This window comes from Streptomyces lydicamycinicus (assembly GCF_000829715.2).
Lineage (GTDB): Bacteria > Actinomycetota > Actinomycetes > Streptomycetales > Streptomycetaceae > Streptomyces > Streptomyces lydicamycinicus.
Genome location: NZ_BBNO01000012.1, coordinates 33,483 through 49,585 on the forward strand (window position 1 = coordinate 33,483; position 16,103 = coordinate 49,585).

15 protein-coding genes and 1 riboswitch are annotated in these 16,103 nt (G+C 68.5%); of the genes, 12 read left to right on the forward strand and 3 right to left on the reverse strand.

The genetic code is table 11. The features are described from left to right. The first annotated feature begins 235 nt into the window (after positions 1-235). The 4 genes from ctaC (at position 236) to TU31_RS33940 (ending at position 4,732) form a co-directional block, all read left to right on the forward strand. Positions 236-1,198 (forward strand): aa3-type cytochrome oxidase subunit II, encoded by a 963-nt coding sequence (gene ctaC / locus TU31_RS33925; RefSeq protein ID WP_181018728.1) that lies wholly within the window; start codon positions 236-238, stop codon positions 1,196-1,198. Beyond that, entirely contained in the window at positions 1,195-2,931 is a 1,737-nt protein-coding gene (ctaD, locus tag TU31_RS33930) for an aa3-type cytochrome oxidase subunit I (protein ID WP_042161922.1), read from the forward strand. The genes ctaC and ctaD overlap by 4 nt, the downstream gene beginning before the upstream one ends. After that, positions 2,928-3,326: a cytochrome c oxidase subunit 4 gene (locus tag TU31_RS33935; protein WP_042161924.1), complete on the forward strand. Its 399-nt coding sequence runs from the start codon at positions 2,928-2,930 to the stop codon at positions 3,324-3,326. Before ctaD ends, TU31_RS33935 begins: the two co-directional genes overlap by 4 nt. Positions 3,327-3,460: 134 nt before the next feature. Further along, positions 3,461-4,732 carry a L,D-transpeptidase gene (locus TU31_RS33940; protein ID WP_181018729.1) on the forward strand — a complete coding sequence of 424 codons (1,272 nt, stop codon included), beginning with the start codon at positions 3,461-3,463 and terminating at the stop codon, positions 4,730-4,732. Positions 4,733-4,751: 19 nt separating this feature from the next. On the opposite strand, the gene TU31_RS33945 is transcribed toward TU31_RS33940, so the two are convergent. After that, positions 4,752-5,153, reverse strand: coding sequence for a DNA-binding transcriptional response regulator (locus TU31_RS33945; RefSeq protein ID WP_042161926.1), 402 nt, complete (start codon positions 5,151-5,153; stop codon positions 4,752-4,754). 263 nt (positions 5,154-5,416) lie between these two features. On the opposite strand from TU31_RS33945, the gene ctaE reads away from it, so the two are divergent. From ctaE to TU31_RS33975, 6 genes are all read left to right on the forward strand, one after another. Beyond that, a complete protein-coding gene (gene ctaE, locus TU31_RS33950) occupies positions 5,417-6,037 on the forward strand; it encodes an aa3-type cytochrome oxidase subunit III (RefSeq protein ID WP_018093709.1) in 621 nt (206 codons plus the stop codon). A 77-nt stretch (positions 6,038-6,114) separates the two neighbouring features. Further along, a complete protein-coding gene (gene qcrC / locus TU31_RS33955) occupies positions 6,115-6,924 on the forward strand; it encodes a cytochrome bc1 complex diheme cytochrome c subunit (protein ID WP_042161928.1) in 810 nt (269 codons plus the stop codon). Next, a complete protein-coding gene (gene qcrA, locus TU31_RS33960; protein ID WP_042161930.1) occupies positions 6,921-7,985 on the forward strand; it encodes a cytochrome bc1 complex Rieske iron-sulfur subunit in 1,065 nt (354 codons plus the stop codon). The genes qcrC and qcrA overlap by 4 nt, the downstream gene beginning before the upstream one ends. Then, complete coding sequence (qcrB, locus tag TU31_RS33965) at positions 7,982-9,619, forward strand: cytochrome bc1 complex cytochrome b subunit (protein WP_042161932.1); 1,638 nt, start codon at positions 7,982-7,984, stop codon at positions 9,617-9,619. Before qcrA ends, qcrB begins: the two co-directional genes overlap by 4 nt. A 140-nt stretch (positions 9,620-9,759) precedes the next feature. After that, on the forward strand, positions 9,760-10,824 hold the full coding sequence (gene trpD, locus TU31_RS33970) for an anthranilate phosphoribosyltransferase (RefSeq protein WP_042161933.1): 1,065 nt from the start codon (positions 9,760-9,762) through the stop codon (positions 10,822-10,824). 91 nt (positions 10,825-10,915) lie between these two features. Further along, positions 10,916-11,033: riboswitch (SAM riboswitch) on the forward strand. Between the two features lie 169 nt (positions 11,034-11,202). Next, positions 11,203-12,579 (forward strand): aminotransferase class V-fold PLP-dependent enzyme, encoded by a 1,377-nt coding sequence (locus TU31_RS33975; RefSeq protein ID WP_042161935.1) that lies wholly within the window; start codon positions 11,203-11,205, stop codon positions 12,577-12,579. Between the two features lie 565 nt (positions 12,580-13,144). Here TU31_RS33975 and TU31_RS33980 read toward each other — a convergent pair. Both TU31_RS33980 and TU31_RS33985 read right to left on the reverse strand, forming a co-directional pair. Continuing rightward, entirely contained in the window at positions 13,145-13,426 is a 282-nt protein-coding gene (locus tag TU31_RS33980) for an Lrp/AsnC family transcriptional regulator (protein WP_042161938.1), read from the reverse strand. Further along, entirely contained in the window at positions 13,423-14,103 is a 681-nt protein-coding gene (locus tag TU31_RS33985; RefSeq protein ID WP_042162181.1) for a rhomboid family intramembrane serine protease, read from the reverse strand. Before TU31_RS33985 ends, TU31_RS33980 begins: the two co-directional genes overlap by 4 nt. A 293-nt stretch (positions 14,104-14,396) precedes the next feature. Here TU31_RS33985 and TU31_RS33990 point away from each other — a divergent pair, with 293 nt between their 5' ends. Further along, positions 14,397-14,636: a hypothetical protein gene (locus tag TU31_RS33990; protein ID WP_042161940.1), complete on the forward strand. Its 240-nt coding sequence runs from the start codon at positions 14,397-14,399 to the stop codon at positions 14,634-14,636. 18 nt (positions 14,637-14,654) lie between these two features. Next, complete coding sequence (locus TU31_RS33995; RefSeq protein WP_042161941.1) at positions 14,655-16,028, forward strand: NYN domain-containing protein; 1,374 nt, start codon at positions 14,655-14,657, stop codon at positions 16,026-16,028. Positions 16,029-16,103 lie beyond the last annotated feature (75 nt).

Sequence of the window (16,103 nt, forward strand, 5' to 3'; positions counted from 1 at the left end):
AGATGCCTGGTGAAAGCGGGTAATCGGGGCTTCGGCGGACGTCTCCCGGAGGCCCTGGCCACCCCTTAGGGGTGCGACGCGGCGCGTTGGGCACCCTCCCCGCGCGACCCCAAATAGCGTCCAGTAGGGTTTGGTCCGCATAAACATCCAAACCCCTGCCCGCGCCAGGGCCGGCGACCGACCAGCGAGACGGCCGCAGCCGGTCTCGCGGGCGAGACTCTCGGGAAGGCGCTACGTGAGTCCCAACGGCTCCGACCGCTCGTCGCGGCGCCCGATGCGGCGGAAGCTGCCGCAGGTGCTTGCTGCGGGCCTGGTCCTGGCGACCGCGACTGGTTGCACATATAAGGACTTCCCCCGCCTCGGCATGCCAACGCCCGTCACCGACGAGGCGCCGCGGATCCTCTCTCTTTGGCAGGGCTCCTGGGCCGCCGCCCTCGCAACGGGCGTGCTGGTGTGGGGCCTGATCATCTGGAGCGTGATCTTCCACCGCCGCAGCAGGACCAAGGTGGAGGTCCCCGCGCAGACCCGGTACAACATGCCGATCGAGGCGTTGTACACGATCGTGCCGTTCATCATCATTGCGGTGCTTTTCTACTTCACCGCACGTGATGAGAGCGCACTCCTCAAGACTTCCAAGAAGCCGGACCACGTCGTGAACGTGGTCGGCTTCCAGTGGAGCTGGGCGTTCAACTACCTGGAGAACGTGGACGGCGACAAGTCGACGTCGGCCATCGACTCCAGCGCGCTCAAGGCGATCCCGGACAAGTGGAAGAAGACCGCGCCGGCCGGTGCCGACGGTGTCTACGACACGGGCACCCCGGGTGAGCGCAACCCGCAGACCGGCAACCCCGGTCCGACCCTGTGGCTGCCGAAGGGCGAGACGGTCCAGTTCGTGCTGACCTCTCGTGACGTCATCCACTCCTTCTGGGTGGTGCCGTTCCTGATGAAGCAGGACGTCATCCCGGGCCACACCAATGTCTTCGAGGTGACTCCCAACAAGGAGGGCACCTTCATGGGCAAGTGCGCCGAGCTCTGCGGTGTCGACCACTCCCGGATGCTCTTCAACGTCAAGGTTGTCTCCCCCGAGCGGTACCAGGAGCACCTCAAGGACCTGGCGAAGAAGGGCCAGACCGGATACCTGCCGTCGGGCATCGAGCAGACGGATCACGCCAGGAATGCGGAGACCAAGAACCAGTGAGCATCCTCAACGAACCTCAGGGTGCCGCCGCCGATACGGCTCCGGCAGCACCGCCCGTACGCAAGAAGCAACCCGGCATCGCTGTCGTGAAGTGGCTGACGACCACTGACCACAAGACCATCGGCACGATGTACCTGGTCACGTCGTTCGCGTTCTTCTGCGTCGGCGGCCTGATGGCGCTGCTCATGCGCGCCGAGCTGGCCCGCCCCGGCACGCAGATCATGTCGAACGAGCAGTTCAACCAGGCGTTCACGATGCACGGCACGATCATGCTGCTGATGTTCGCGACGCCGCTGTTCGCCGGATTCGCGAACTGGATCATGCCGCTCCAGATCGGCGCGCCCGACGTGGCGTTCCCGCGGCTGAACATGTTCGCCTACTGGCTCTACCTCTTCGGCTCGCTGATCGCGGTGGCCGGCTTCCTCACCCCGCAGGGTGCGGCCGACTTCGGCTGGTTCGCCTACTCCCCGCTGTCGGACGCGGTCCGCTCGCCGGGCGTCGGCGCCGACATGTGGATCATGGGTCTGGCCTTCTCCGGGTTCGGCACGATCCTCGGTTCGGTCAACTTCATCACCACGATCATCTGCATGCGGGCACCCGGCATGACGATGTTCCGGATGCCGATCTTCACCTGGAACGTGCTGCTGACCGGTGTGCTGGTGCTGCTGGCCTTCCCGGTGCTGGCGGCGGCGCTGTTCGCGCTGGAGGCGGACCGTAAATTCGGTGCGCATGTCTTCGATGCGGCCAATGGCGGGGCGCTGCTGTGGCAGCACCTCTTCTGGTTCTTCGGTCATCCCGAGGTGTACATCATCGCGCTGCCGTTCTTCGGCATCATTTCCGAGGTCATTCCGGTGTTCTCGCGGAAGCCGATGTTCGGTTACATCGGTCTGATCGCGGCGACGATTTCGATCGCCGGTCTTTCGGTCACGGTGTGGGCGCACCACATGTATGTGACGGGCGGTGTGCTGTTGCCGTTCTTCTCGTTCATGACGTTCCTGATCGCGGTGCCGACCGGTGTGAAGTTCTTCAACTGGATCGGCACGATGTGGAAGGGCTCGCTGTCCTTCGAGACGCCGATGCTGTGGGCGATCGGCTTCCTGATCACCTTCACGTTCGGTGGTCTGACCGGTGTGATCCTGGCTTCGCCGCCGATGGACTTCCACATCTCCGACTCGTACTTCGTCGTGGCGCACTTCCACTACGTGGTGTTCGGTACGGTCGTCTTCGCGATGTTCTCCGGCTTCCACTTCTGGTGGCCGAAGTTCACCGGCAAGATGCTGGACGAGCGGCTCGGCAAGATCACGTTCTGGACGCTGTTCGTGGGCTTCCACGGCACCTTCCTCGTCCAGCACTGGCTGGGTGCCGAGGGCATGCCGCGGCGTTACGCGGACTACCTCGCGGCCGACGGCTTCACGGCGCTGAACACCATCTCGACGATCAGCTCGTTCCTGCTGGGCCTGTCGATCCTGCCGTTCATGTACAACGTCTGGAAGACGGCGAAGTACGGCGAGAAGATCGAGGTCGACGACCCCTGGGGCTACGGCCGCTCGCTCGAGTGGGCGACGTCCTGCCCGCCGCCGCGGCACAACTTCCTCACCCTGCCGCGCATTCGCTCCGAATCCCCGGCGTTCGACCTGCACCACCCGGAGATCGCAGCTCTGGACGCGCTGCACAACGGCCGCGCCACTGAGGACGACAAGTCCCTCGCCGGCGGCAAGGAGGCGGGCAAGTGAAGATCCAGGGCAAGATGTTCATCTGGCTCTCCGTCTTCGTCCTCGCCATGGCGATCGTCTATGGCGTCTGGTCGAAGGAGCCCGCGGGTACCACCGCACTGTTCCTCGCCTTCGGCCTGTGCATCATGGTCGGCTACTACCTGGCCTTCACGGCCCGGCGGGTCGACGCGGGTGCGCAGGACAACGAGAACGCCGAGGTCTCGGACGACGCCGGTGAGCTGGGCTTCTTCAGCCCGCACAGCTGGCAGCCGCTGTCCCTGGCCGTCGGTGGCGCGCTCGCCTTCCTGGGCGTCGTCTTCGGCTGGTGGCTGCTGTACTTCTCCCTGCCGGTGATCCTCGTGGGTCTCTTCGGCTGGGTCTTCGAGTACTACCACGGCGAGAACCGCACGCAGTAACGGCACACAGCTGCCGTCGGGCGGGCCCGGACACCTCAACAGGTGTCCGGGCCCGCCGCTTTTGGTGGCGCGGGCCAGACCCGTTTGCAGTCCTCCAGCGCGCTGGGACAGGTGATTCTTCATATTTTTGGGGCATGAGTCACAGACCTCGAACCCGGACGGTGCTGAGCTGCGGCCTCCTGCTCGTGCCCCTTGCGGTGAGCGCCACCGCGTGCGGGGGCTCGGATTCGGAAGCGCTCTCCGCCAATCCCTACGACGCGGCCGACCAGATCTCGGCCAACACCCCGGACGGCAACAAGAAGGCGGACCCCGACAAGCCGCTTGAGGTGTCCGTCAACGGGGACGACGCGCGCATCACCGACGTCACGGCCACCGATTCCACCGGCCGCTTCGTCCACGGCGAGCTGAGCGCCGACGGCAGGCACTGGCGCACCACCGCGCCGCTGGCCGCCGGCTCCCGCTACACGGTCCGGGTGAGCACCGAGGAGGACGGTGAGCCCGGCCGCAAGACGCTCGTGGTCAACACCAAGGAGGCGGACGGCCAGTTGACCGCCGCCTTCGGGCCGGAGGCCGGCGAGTACGGCGTCGGCCAGCCGGTCACCGCGGAGCTGAGCCAGCCCGTCAAGGACCCGAAGGCCCGCGCCATCGTGGAGAGCGCCCTGAAGGTCGACTCGATGCCGCGGGTGGAGGGCGCCTGGCACTGGGTGGACGACAAGAAGCTGCACTTCCGCCCGAAGGAGTACTGGCCCGCCCACGCCACGATCTCGGTGCACAGCAACTTGGCGGGCCTGAAGATCGCCAAGGGGCTCTACGGAGGCCCGTCCAAGCCCGTGAAGCTCACCACCGGCGACCGGGTGGAGGCGATCACCGACGCGGGCACGCACCAGCTCACGGTGTGGCGCAACGGCGAGTCGATCAAGACCATCCCGGTGACCACCGGCAAGCCCGGCTTCTCCACCCGCAACGGCATCAAGGTCGTCCTCGGCAAGGAGAGCTTCGTACGGATGCGCAGCTCGACCGTCGGCATCGCCGCCGGGAGCTCGGATTCCTACGATCTGCCGGTCTACTGGGCCACCCGGGTGACCTGGAGCGGCGAGTACGTCCACGCCGCACCCTGGTCCGTCGGATCGCAGGGCGCGGCGAACGTCAGCCACGGCTGTACGGGCATGTCCACGGGCAACGCCCAGTGGTTCTTCAACACCGTGCGGGTCGGCGACATCGTCAAGGTCCTCAACAGCGGCGGTGACACCATGACGCCGTTCGACAACGGCTTCGGTGACTGGAACATGCCCTGGAAGGAATGGCGGGACGGCAGCGCGCTGAAGAACAAGGCGTCCAGCACCACAGGAGCGGCCGAGCGGGTACAGAACCCGGTCGGCGAGGCCCGGCTGCGCCCGCGGATCTGAGCGCCGCCCAGCAGGCCGCTCAGGCCTGTACGAGGTTCCTGCGGCGCAGCAGCCCGGCCAGGGTGTCGGCGAAGGCCACCGGGTCCAGCGGATGGGTCACCGCGGCGTCCGCCCGGCTCCAGGTGGCCAGCCAGGCGTCCTGCGGGCGGCCGATCAGCAGCAGCACCGGCGGACACCGGTAGATCTCGTCCTTGATCTGCCGGCAGACGCCCATGCCGCCCGCGGGCGCGGTCTCGCCGTCCAGGACGCAGACGTCGATACCGCCCTGCTCCAGGGCCGTCAGGACGGCCGGTGCGGTGGCGCACTCCAGGATCTCGATCTGCGGGGCATCGGCGGCGGGGCGCCGTCCGGCCGCCAGCCGGACCTGCTCGCGGGTGTTGGCGTTGTCGCTGTAGACCAGCACCGTGGCAGTCGCCTGCATCGTTCCTCCACGCTTCGTAGCGGCACAGCATCGGGTGGGGCGGATGCTACTCCCGCAAGGGGCGCCGGCAGGAGGGGTTGACCGGATCCAAGATCTGCCCGACGGCCCGTCAGGACCGGCGCCGGCGGGCCCGCGGCACGGCGGCCGGCCGGCCGCGTCCCTCCTTCGAGCGACCGCCGGAACGGTCCGTACGAGCAGGGCATACGTCCTTGACACACCGAACGGCACCCCCCGGAGTGAGGGCGGGATAAGCGACCGACATAATGTCGGTCGTGGCGACAGCAACGACAGTAGAAACCGGGCACGCGCACCCGTCGGTCAATCGGCCGAACCTCACCAGCGTCGGAACCATCATCTGGCTGAGTTCCGAGCTGATGTTCTTCGCGGCCCTCTTCGCGATGTACTTCACCCTTCGATCGGTGACCGGATCCGAGTATTGGAAGGAATCCGCCGATGCGCTGAATCTTCCGTTCTCCGCGACCAACACCACGATCCTGGTGCTCAGCTCGCTGACCTGCCAGCTCGGCGTGTTCGCCGCCGAGCGCGGTGACGTCAAGAAGCTCCGGGCCTGGTTCGTGGTCACCTTCGTCATGGGTGCGATCTTCATCGGCGGTCAGGTCTTCGAGTACACGGAACTGGTCAAGCACGAGGGCCTGTCGCTCTCGTCCGGCCCGTACGGCTCGGTGTTCTACCTGACCACCGGCTTCCACGGACTGCATGTGACGGGCGGTCTGATCGCCTTCCTGCTGGTCCTGGGCAGGACGTACGCGGCCAAGAGGTTCACCCACACGCAGGCCACCGCGGCCATCGTCGTGTCCTACTACTGGCACTTCGTCGATGTCGTCTGGATCGGCCTCTTCGCCACGATCTACCTGATCAAGTAGTCCGGACCCATACCGGCTCGTATCAGACAGACATATCCAAAGCATCGACGCAGAAGATCCTGACACCGGGGTAATCCGTGAAAAAGCTCTCCGCACGACGGCGCCATCCGCTGGCGGCGCTCGTCGTCCTACTCTTCGCGCTGGCGGTCACTGGGGGGGCGTACGCCGCGTTCGCGCCGGCGGACAAGGCTCAGGCCGATGACACCGCCCAGTCCCTTGCCATCAAGGAGGGCAAGAAGCTCTTCGCCGTCGGCTGCGCCAGCTGCCACGGCACCGGCGGTCAGGGCACCTCCGACGGCCCCAGCCTGGTCGGCGTCGGCGCCGCAGCCGTGGACTTCCAGGTGGGTACCGGCCGTATGCCGGCCCAGCAGCCCGGCGCCCAGGTGCCGCGGAAGAAGAACATCTACACCAACGCCCAGATCGACCAGCTCGCGGCCTACGTCGCCTCGCTGGGCGCCGGCCCGACCGTGCCGGACAAGGAGCAGTACAGCCCCGACGGTGCCAACATCGGCAAGGGCGGCGAGCTGTTCCGCACCAACTGCGCGCAGTGCCACAACTTCACCGGTAAGGGCGGCGCCCTGACCGATGGCAAGTACGCACCGACGCTTGAGGGCGTGGACCCGAAGCACATCTACGAGGCCATGGAAACCGGCCCGCAGAACATGCCCTCCTTCGGTGACGGTTCGCTGTCGAAGCAGAACAAGAAGGACATCATCGCGTACCTCGGCGCCGTCAACGGCGATGAATCCGAGAGCCCCGGCGGCCTCGACCTCGGCGGTCTCGGTCCGGTCAGTGAGGGTCTCTTCGGTTACATCTTCGGCCTGGGCGCGCTGGTCGCGGTCGCCATCTGGGTCGCAGCCCGGACTACGAAGGCCAAGAAGTCATGAGTGAGACTGGACGACACGAAGACGTGCCAGAAGAAACCCTTCCCGGTGAGCGGGAGACGGCTCACGAAGGTGTGGTGACCACGGCGGAGAACCCGTTCGCCGACCCGGGTCTGCCGCCCCACGAGCACCGTGCCCAGGACATCGACGACCGGGCCGCCAAGCGCTCCGAGCGCACCGTGGCGCTTCTCTTCGTCGTGTCCATGATCGCCACGGTCGCCTTCATCGCCTCGTACGTGGCGATCCCGATCGAGCAGAACGTCTACATCTGGCCGCTCGGTCACATCAGCGCGCTGAACTTCGCGCTCGGTCTGACGCTGGGCGCGGCGCTCTTCTGCATCGGCGCCGGTGCGGTCCACTGGGCCCGCACGCTGATGTCGGACGAGGAGGTCGCCGACGAGCGCCACCCGATCGAGGCGGCGCCGGAGGTCAAGGCCAAGGTCATGGCGGACTTCGCCCAGGGGGCGAAGGAGTCGCAGGTCGGCCGTCGCAAGCTGATCCGCAACACGATGTTCGGCGCGCTGGCCCTGGTGCCGCTCTCCGGTGTGGTGCTGCTGCGTGACCTCGGGCCGCTGCCCGGGAACAAGCTGCGCACCACGAACTGGAAGAAGGGCGTCCGCCTGGTCAACCAGTCCACCAACCTCCCGCTGCGTCCCGAGGACATCGCCGTCGGCTCCCTCACGTTCGCCAAGCCCGAGGGCCTGGAGGAGGACGACGAGGAGTTCGCGGAGAAGATCGCCAAGGACGCCCTGATGCTCGTGCGGATCCAGCCGCAGAACATCAAGGACAAGCACGAACTCTCCTGGTCGCACGAGGGCATCGTGGCGTACTCGAAGATCTGCACCCACGTGGGTTGTCCGATCAGCCTGTACGAGCAGCAGACGCACCACGTGCTCTGCCCCTGCCACCAGTCGACGTTCGACCTCTCTGACGGCGGTCGGGTGATCTTCGGTCCGGCCGGACACGCCCTGCCGCAGCTGCACATCACAGAGAAGGACGGCTTCCTGGAGGCCGCAAGCGGCTTCGAGGAGCCCGTCGGCCCGAGCTTCTGGGAGCGCGGATGAGTAACGAACAAGGCGCGACCAACCCGCGCCGCGGCCAGGCGCCGCGGGGCGAGCGGATCGCCGACTGGGCGGACGGCCGGCTGGGCATCTACAGCCTGGCCAAGTCCAACATGCGCAAGATCTTCCCGGACCACTGGTCCTTCATGCTGGGTGAGGTCGCGCTCTACAGCTTCATCATCATCATCCTGACCGGTGTCTATCTGACGCTGTTCTTCCACCCGAGCATGGCCGAGGTGACCTATCACGGTTCCTACGTGCCCATGCAGGGGATCCGGATGACGCAGGCCTTCGAGTCGACGCTGGACATCAGCTTCGACGTGCGCGGTGGTCTGCTGATCCGCCAGATCCACCACTGGGCCGCGCTGGTCTTCCTGGCCGCGATGATGGTCCACATGATGCGGGTGTTCTTCACCGGCGCCTTCCGCAAGCCGCGCGAGGTCAACTGGCTGTTCGGCTTCCTGCTGCTGGTGCTGGGCATGTTCACCGGCTTCACCGGTTACTCGCTCCCCGACGACCTGCTCTCCGGCACCGGTGTGCGGTTCATCGAGGGCGTCATCCTGGCGATGCCGCTGGTCGGTTCGTACCTGCAGTTCTTCATCTTCGGCGGGGAGTTCCCGGGGCACGACATCATCCCGCGGTTCTTCACGGTGCACGTCCTGCTGCTGCCGGGCATCATGCTCGGCCTGCTGGTGGCGCACCTGATCCTGGTCTTCTACCACAAGCACACCCAGTTCCCGGGTGCCGGCAAGACCAACAACAACGTCGTGGGCATGCCGCTGCTGCCGGTCTACATGGCCAAGGCCGGAGGCTTCTTCTTCCTGGTCTTCGGTGTGATCTCGGTGATCGCCGCGATCGCCAGCATCAACCCGGTGTGGGCGATCGGTCCCTACCGGCCGGACCAGGTGTCCACCGGCGCCCAGCCCGACTGGTACATGGGCTTCGCCGAGGGTCTGGTGCGTGTCATGCCGGGCTGGGAGTGGAACTTCTGGGGCCACACCCTCAACTTCGGTGTGCTGATCCCGATCCTGATCTTCCCGCTGGTCCTGGTCGCGATCGCCGTCTACCCGTTCATCGAGTCCTGGGTCAAGGGCGACAAGCGCGAGCACCACATCCTGGACCGCCCGCGCAACGTCCCGACCCGTACCGGCTTCGGTGTCGCCTGGCTCGTCGCGTACTTCGTGATGCTGATCGGTGGCGGTAACGACCTGTGGGCGACGCACTTCCACCTGTCGATCAACTCGATCACCTGGTTCGTGCGGATCGCGTTCTTCGTCGGACCGGTGCTGGCCTTCATCGCCACCAAGCGGATCTGCCTGGGGCTCCAGCGGCGCGACAAGGAGAAGGTGCTGCACGGTCGCGAGTCCGGCATCATCAAGCGCCTGCCGCACGGTGAGTTCATCGAGGTCCACGAGCCGCTCGACCAGGAGCAGCTGCACCTGCTCACGCAGCACGAGCAGCCCGCGCCGCTCGAGCTGGGCCCGGAGGTCGACGAGAACGGTGTGGAGCGCAAGCTGTCGCGTTCGCAGAAGCTGCGCGCCAAGCTCTCCAAGGCCTACTACGGCGAGGACAACGTCATCCCGAAGGCCACGGTCGAGGAGTACAAGGAGATCACCAGCGGCCACGGCCACCACTGATCACCGCAGCGCTTCCTAGCGCACCGTAGGTAGTACGCCACCCAGAGGGCCCCGTCCGATGATCGGACGGGGCCCTCCGGCGTGCCCGGCGGCTCGATAGGGTGACGGCATAAGCAGGAGACAATCCAGGAGAGTGGACCATGAACGTTGTGACCCCGGTTGGCGGCGACAGCGTGGCGGCCCAGACCTGGCCGGAGCTCCTCAACGCCCTGCTCGCCGGCCGTGACCTCAGCGCGGACGACACCGCCTGGGCGATGGACAAGATCATGCGGGGCGAGGCCGGCGACGCCCAGATCGCCGGGTTCGCGGTGGCCCTGCGCGCCAAGGGCGAGACCGTCGCGGAGATCTCCGGACTCGTCCGCACCATGTACGAGCACGCCCGGCTGATCGAGGTCCCCGGGCCCAGTGTCGACATCGTCGGCACCGGCGGCGACGGCGCCAAGACCGTCAACATCTCCACGATGTCCTCGATCGTGGTCGCCGGCACCGGCGCCAAGGTCGTCAAGCACGGCAACCGCGCCGCCTCCTCGGCCAGCGGCGCCTCCGACGTCCTGGAGAAGCTCGGGGTCAATCTCGACCTCACCCCGCAGCGGGTCACCGAGGTCGCCCGGGAAGCGGGCATCACCTTCTGCTTCGCGGTGAAGTTCCACCCCTCACTGCGGCATGTCGCCAACGCGCGGGCCCAGCTCGGCATCCGTACGACCTTCAATGTGCTCGGCCCGCTGACCAACCCCGCGAAGGTCCGCGCCCAGGCGACCGGTGTCGCGGACGCCCGGATGGCACCGATCCTGGCCGGGGTGCTCGCCGAGCGCGGCTCGTCGGCGCTGGTGTTCCGCGGCGACGACGGCCTGGACGAGCTGACCACGACCGCGACCTCCCGGGTGTGGATCGTCCGGGACGGCACGGTGCGCGAGGAGTCCTTCGACCCCCGGGACGTGGGCATCCCCCTGGTGCCGGTGGAGGCGCTGCGCGGGGCGGACGCCTCGTACAACGCGGATGTGGCCCGCCGGCTGCTGGACGGGGAGACCGGCCCGGTGCGCGACGCGGTACTGCTGAACTCCGCGGCGGCGCTGGTCGCGCTGGAGCCGGCGGACGCTCCGCTGGCCGAGCAGATCCGGGCCGGGATCGAGCGGGCCGCCGCCTCGATCGACTCCGGGGCGGCCAAGCGGGTGCTGGAGCGCTGGGTGGCGGCCAGCAACACATGAGCGCACGGTGACGCAGGGTGTGACGCAGGGCTCAGTCCGTCATACGGACCGGGCCTTGCGCCTCTTTGCCCGTGTGGCATGATTCTGCCCAGGTCACGAGTGACAGCGATGCAGGCCCCGGCCCGCTGTCCGGCAACCCTCCTTCCGTGGCGGGGTGCCCCGGGTGATGACCAGGCCGTAGGCAGCGAGGTCTGCGGCAAGCGCGGATCCCTCGCCAGGGATCCTGGTCCCCGAGGGAGAACTTCCGTGAATCAGCGAATGCGATAGGGCCCGACGGCCCCTTTTCCGCATCCCTTTTTCTTTTCCCGCCGCGGTGCCCCGGCGCGCCTTCGCGCCCCCGCCCGCAGCGAATTCGCTTACCTCTTACGGGAGTTCGCCATGTCTGGTTCCGCCGTTGCCGCCGACCGTTCCGTTTGTGCCCCGCTGCCGGTTCTCGGCCGGGATGTCCTCGTCCCGCTCGTGACCGGCGGCGAGGTCGACTACGCCGCGCTGGACTACGCCGCCAGCGCCCCCGCGCTCCAGCGGGTCTGGGACGACGTGGCGGCCTACGCCCCGTACTACGGCAGCGTGCACCGCGGCGCCGGATACCTCTCGCAGCTGTCCACCGACCTCTTCGAGAACAGCCGCCGCACGATCGAGGAGTTCCTCGGCTGCCGCACCGAGGACCAGGCCGTCTTCACCCGCTCCACCACCGACTCGCTGAACCTGCTCGCGGCCGTACTCCCCGAGAACACCCGGGTGTTCGTCTTCGAGACCGAGCACCACGCCTCGCTGCTGCCGTGGGAGCAGCGCCCCGACGTCACGGTGACCTACCTCAACGCGCCCCGGACCCCGCAGCAGGCCGTGGACACCCTGGAGAAGGCGCTGGCCGCGCGCGAGCCCTACGGCCCGGCGCTGGTCTGCGTGACCGGTGCGTCGAATGTGACCGGTGAGCTGTGGCCGGTGCGGGAGCTGGCGGCCGCCGCGCACGCCCACGGCGCCCGGATCGTGCTGGACGCGGCGCAGCTCGTGCCGCACCACCCGGTGGACCTCGGTGAGCTGGACGTGGACTGGGTCGCCTTCTCCGGACACAAGCTCTATGCGCCGTTCGGCGCCGGGGTGCTGGCCGGCCGCGCGGACTGGCTGCGGGACGCCGCCCCGTACCTGGCCGGCGGCGGCGCCAGCCGCAAGGTCTCCCGCCGCCCCGACGGCGGGGTGGACGTCGAGTGGCACACCACCGCGGCCCGGCACGAGGCCGGTTCGCCCAACGTCATCGGCGCCTACGCCATCGCCTCGGCCTGCCGGGCGCTCACCGAGGCCGGCTTCGAGGGCCTGGTCGCCCGCGAACAGGAGCTGATCGCCCGCCTCCGCACGGGCCTGGCCGAGGTACCCGAGGTCACCGTGCTCTCCCTCTTCGGCGACGACGCCGCACGCGTGGGCGTCCTCTCCTTCGTCGTCGAAGGCTGGAACAGCTCGCACTTCGCGGCCGCCCTCTCCGCGGAGTACGGCATCGGCGTCCGCGACGGCCTCTTCTGCGCCCACCCCCTCGTCCGCACCCTCCTGGGCAGCGCCCCCCAGGACCCCGGCGAGTGCGGCGCCCCCGACGCGGCCCCCGGCGAGAAGTCCCTCAACGCCATCCGCGTCAGCCTGGGCGTCGGCACGCCGGACGAGCACGTCGACCGCTTCCTCCGCGCGGTCACCGAACTGGTGACGAACGGGGCCCGCTGGAACTACCGCACGGAGGCCGGGCGTTGTGTGCCGGCGCGTAGCGCCTAGCCTTCCCACGTTTTCGGCTGTCCCGCCGTGGGGGACCTCGCCGTTTGTTGCCCGCTGCGCGGTGCCCTCGCCGTTGCGCCTGCGGCGGGCCGGTCCGCTGCGCTTGGCCTGTCTCCCGCGTTTTCGGCTTTCCCGCCGTGGTGGTTTCTCGCCGTTGCGCCTGCGGCGGGCGGTGCCGCTGCGCGGGGCTGTCGGGTGCGGTGACGGGCCTCCGGGGCAGGGGTGTGGGACTGCTTCGCTTTACGTCCCACACCCCTGCCCCTCCGGCCCGTCCCCTCCCGTGGGATGGGTGGGAAAACGGTTGGTGGGGGCTGTTCTGAGTGGTCCGGTGCGCCGCACTGGTCGCAGTGAAAGGGCTGACGGCGGCCAGCCCCCACTCACCTGTACTCACTCCCCCACGGGAGGTGACGGGCCGGAGGGGCCTGGTGTGTGGACGTAAAGCGAAGCAGTCCACACACCAGGCCCCTCCGGCCCGTCACCGCACCCACAAACCACCCCGCCCGCCGCAGGCGCCACGGCGAGAAACCACCACGGCGGGACAGACAAAAGCGTGGGAAGAGACGGGCTAGGCCTCCAGCCCAATCGCAAAGGCCGCCTCAAGGTCGTGCTGGCTGTAAGTGCGGAAGGCGATGTGCGTCTCTGTGGAGGTGACGCCGGGGACCTTGCTGATGCGGCCGGGGATGACGTCCGCGAGGTCGTCGTGGGCGGCGACGCGGACCATCGCGATGAGGTCGTGGGCGCCGGTGACCGAGTAGACCTCGCTGACGCCGTCCAGTGCGGCGATCTTCTCGGCGATCTCCGGGATCTGGTCCACGTTGGTCTTGATGAGCACGATCGACGTGATCACGGCTGGCTCTCTTCCTCGGTCGCCCGGTCGTTCGCCCTGGTGGCCCCCACACTATCCCTCCCGTAGCGGGCCCATGCGTAGAGGAAGCCGAGCGCGAAGCCGATGACATGGGCGAGGTAGGCGACGCCCGGACCGCGGGGGTCGTCCTGGGCTGCCTGCCACTGGATGACGAACCAGAACAGCAGCACGATCCAGGCGGGAAAGCGCAGCGGCAGGAAGAACAGGAACGGGAAGAGACTGGTGACCCGGGCCGTCGGGAACAGGTAGAGGAAGGCGCCCAGGACGCCGGAGATCGAGCCGGAGGCGCCGACCAGTGTCTGGCCCGAGTCGGCGTGCGCGGCCGCGTAGCCGAGCAGCGCCAGGTAGCCGATGATGAGGTAGAAGGCGGTGAACGGCAGCCGGCCCATGCGCGCCTCGGCCATCGCGCCGAAGACGTAGAGAAACAGCATGTTGCCGAGCAGGTGCAGCCAGCTGCCGTGCACGAACAACGCGGTGAGCGGCGTGACCAGAGCCCGTACCGAGCCGCTCCACAGATCCAGCGGGATCACGCCCCACCGCTCGAAATAGGCGGTCTGGGCCTTCAGCAGGGCGTCGCCGGTGCCGTATATCCGGTTCAGGCCGGAGGCGGGGCCGAGCACGAAGACCGCACAGCACAGGCCGATCAGCACATTCGTCATCCGCGAGAACACCGCGGTCAGGGACCGGGTGGGGTGCGGACGACGGGGGAGGAGACCGGACGAGCGGGGAGAACGGGGAGAGGGGGCCGGCGCCGTCATGAAGTGATCATGGCTCAATGCGGGCAATCGGGACAGAGTGCCTCGCCGGGTCCCGGCCCCCGGGCGGGGCCCGCACCCGCCCCCCGTCAGGCCGTAGGGTTACAGGCAGTACCTTGCGTACTTCCGCAGTCCGACGGCGCACCGCGTGAACCGCGCAACAGCACATGACGATGAGTACGAAAGAGGACGACACGATGGCTGTTCCCCTGCCGACGGCCGAAACTCGGTGGCGCTGCACGCTGTGCGGCAACCTCACGCGTTTCGACGTGACCCGCCAGTCCAAGGTGGTGGAGTACGTCCACCTGGACCTGGCCGGGGACCCGAAGGTGGAGGAGCGCGAGGTCCTCAGTGAGAGCATCGAGTCCGTGCGCTGCCGCTGGTGCAACGCGGTCGACCAGATCGAGCTGGTGGACCGTCCGGGCGCGAACGCCTGAGATCGGAGCGAGGCAGCCGTGGTGGACCGTCCAGAAGGGGAGCCGGGGGCCCAGCGTGACGACGTACCCGAGGGTGCGGCGGACGAGGTGCTCGACCGACCGCTGCCCGAGGGCGTACGGCGCCGTGTCGTGGCGCTCACCGCGGAGTCGTTCGGCGCGCTGACGGTCGCCGAACTCCCGCCCCCGCTGCGGCAGTACGCCCGGTTCACCCCGACTCGTCGGGCCAAATTCGCCGGAAACGCGATGGCCGCGGCGCTGGAGAGCGACGCGGTCTTCCGGCAGCGGATCGCCGGCAAGCTGCACGAGGCGCAGCCGGAGCTGGCCGCGGCGCTGGAGCACGGTACCCCGCCCGCGGCCGCCGATCCGCTCGATGTCGCTGCGGCGGCCTATGTGCTGCGGCCCGAGGGCTGGGTCAAGCTGGTCGCGGCGGCCGGCGAGGAGGCCCAGCGGGCGCGCGCCGAGCGGGCCGGCGAGGAGGCCGAGCGGGAGCTGGCCCGGCTGCGCGAGGAGCTGGCGCAGGCGCGCGGCGAGGCCCGTACGGAGGCCGACCGCATCCGGGTGGACCTGGATGCTGTGCGCAAGGAGAACGAGTCGCTGCGGCGCAAGCTGCGCAGTGCGCTGAGCGACATCAAGCGCGGTGAGGCGGCGGTCCGCAAGGCCGAGGCCGCGCTGGCGGAGGAGCGGGACCGGGCGGCCACCGAGAAGACCACCGCGGACAGCGAGGTGCGCCGGCTCAAGGGCCGGATCGCCGAGGCCGAGACGGCGCTGGAGACCAGCCGGCGCTCCGCGCGCGAGGGTCGCAGCGTCGAGGACATGCGGCTGCGGCTGCTGCTGGACACGGTCCTGGACGCGGCCCAGGGGCTGCGCCGCGAACTGGCCCTGCCGCCCGCGAACGTGCACCCGGCGGACACCGTCGAGGCGGTCGCGCCGGGGCGGATGACGCCCAAGGACATCGCGACCCGGGCGCTGTCGGAGATGGACCCGGCGCTGCTCGACCAGCTTCTCGCCCTGCCGCAGGCGCATTTGGTGGTGGATGGCTACAACGTCACCAAAACCGGCTATCCGACCATGCCGCTCGAAAAGCAGCGGCTGCGGCTGCTGGGCGGCCTCGCGGTGCTGGCGGCGCAGACCGGCGCCGAGATGACCTGTGTCTTCGACGGCGCGGAGCTGGCGGCGCCGGTGCTGCTCGCGCCGCCGCGCGGGGTCCGGGTGCTGTTCAGCAAACCGGGCGTAACGGCCGATGAGTTGATTCGTCAGCTCGTAAGGGCCGAACCGCCCGGCCGCCCGGTCGTCGTGGTCTCCACGGACCGGGAAGTGGCCGACGGTGTGGCGAAGGCCGGGGCGCGCCCGGTCGCATCGGCCTTGCTTCTCAAGCGACTTGCCCGCACCTGACGCACTCCCCTCCGTCGGGGTCTCGGACGCGGAATTCGCTTGCGCTCCGTATCTGAGCGTCAATTGGCGCTTACT

Excerpts from the sequence above, each read along its gene's own strand:
- qcrA (WP_042161930.1), top strand. The coding sequence starts at position 6,921 with ATGAGTGAGACTGGACGACACGAAGACGTGCCAGAAGAAACCCTTCCC.
- TU31_RS33945 (WP_042161926.1), bottom strand. The coding sequence starts at position 5,153 with ATGCAGGCGACTGCCACGGTGCTGGTCTACAGCGACAACGCCAACACC.
- TU31_RS33975 (WP_042161935.1), top strand. The coding sequence starts at position 11,203 with ATGTCTGGTTCCGCCGTTGCCGCCGACCGTTCCGTTTGTGCCCCGCTG.
- trpD (WP_042161933.1), top strand. The coding sequence starts at position 9,760 with ATGAACGTTGTGACCCCGGTTGGCGGCGACAGCGTGGCGGCCCAGACC.
- qcrB (WP_042161932.1), top strand. The coding sequence starts at position 7,982 with ATGAGTAACGAACAAGGCGCGACCAACCCGCGCCGCGGCCAGGCGCCG.
- TU31_RS33990 (WP_042161940.1), top strand. The coding sequence starts at position 14,397 with ATGGCTGTTCCCCTGCCGACGGCCGAAACTCGGTGGCGCTGCACGCTG.
- ctaE (WP_018093709.1), top strand. The coding sequence starts at position 5,417 with ATGTCGGTCGTGGCGACAGCAACGACAGTAGAAACCGGGCACGCGCAC.
- TU31_RS33985 (WP_042162181.1), bottom strand. The coding sequence starts at position 14,103 with ATGACGAATGTGCTGATCGGCCTGTGCTGTGCGGTCTTCGTGCTCGGC.
- TU31_RS33940 (WP_181018729.1), top strand. The coding sequence starts at position 3,461 with ATGAGTCACAGACCTCGAACCCGGACGGTGCTGAGCTGCGGCCTCCTG.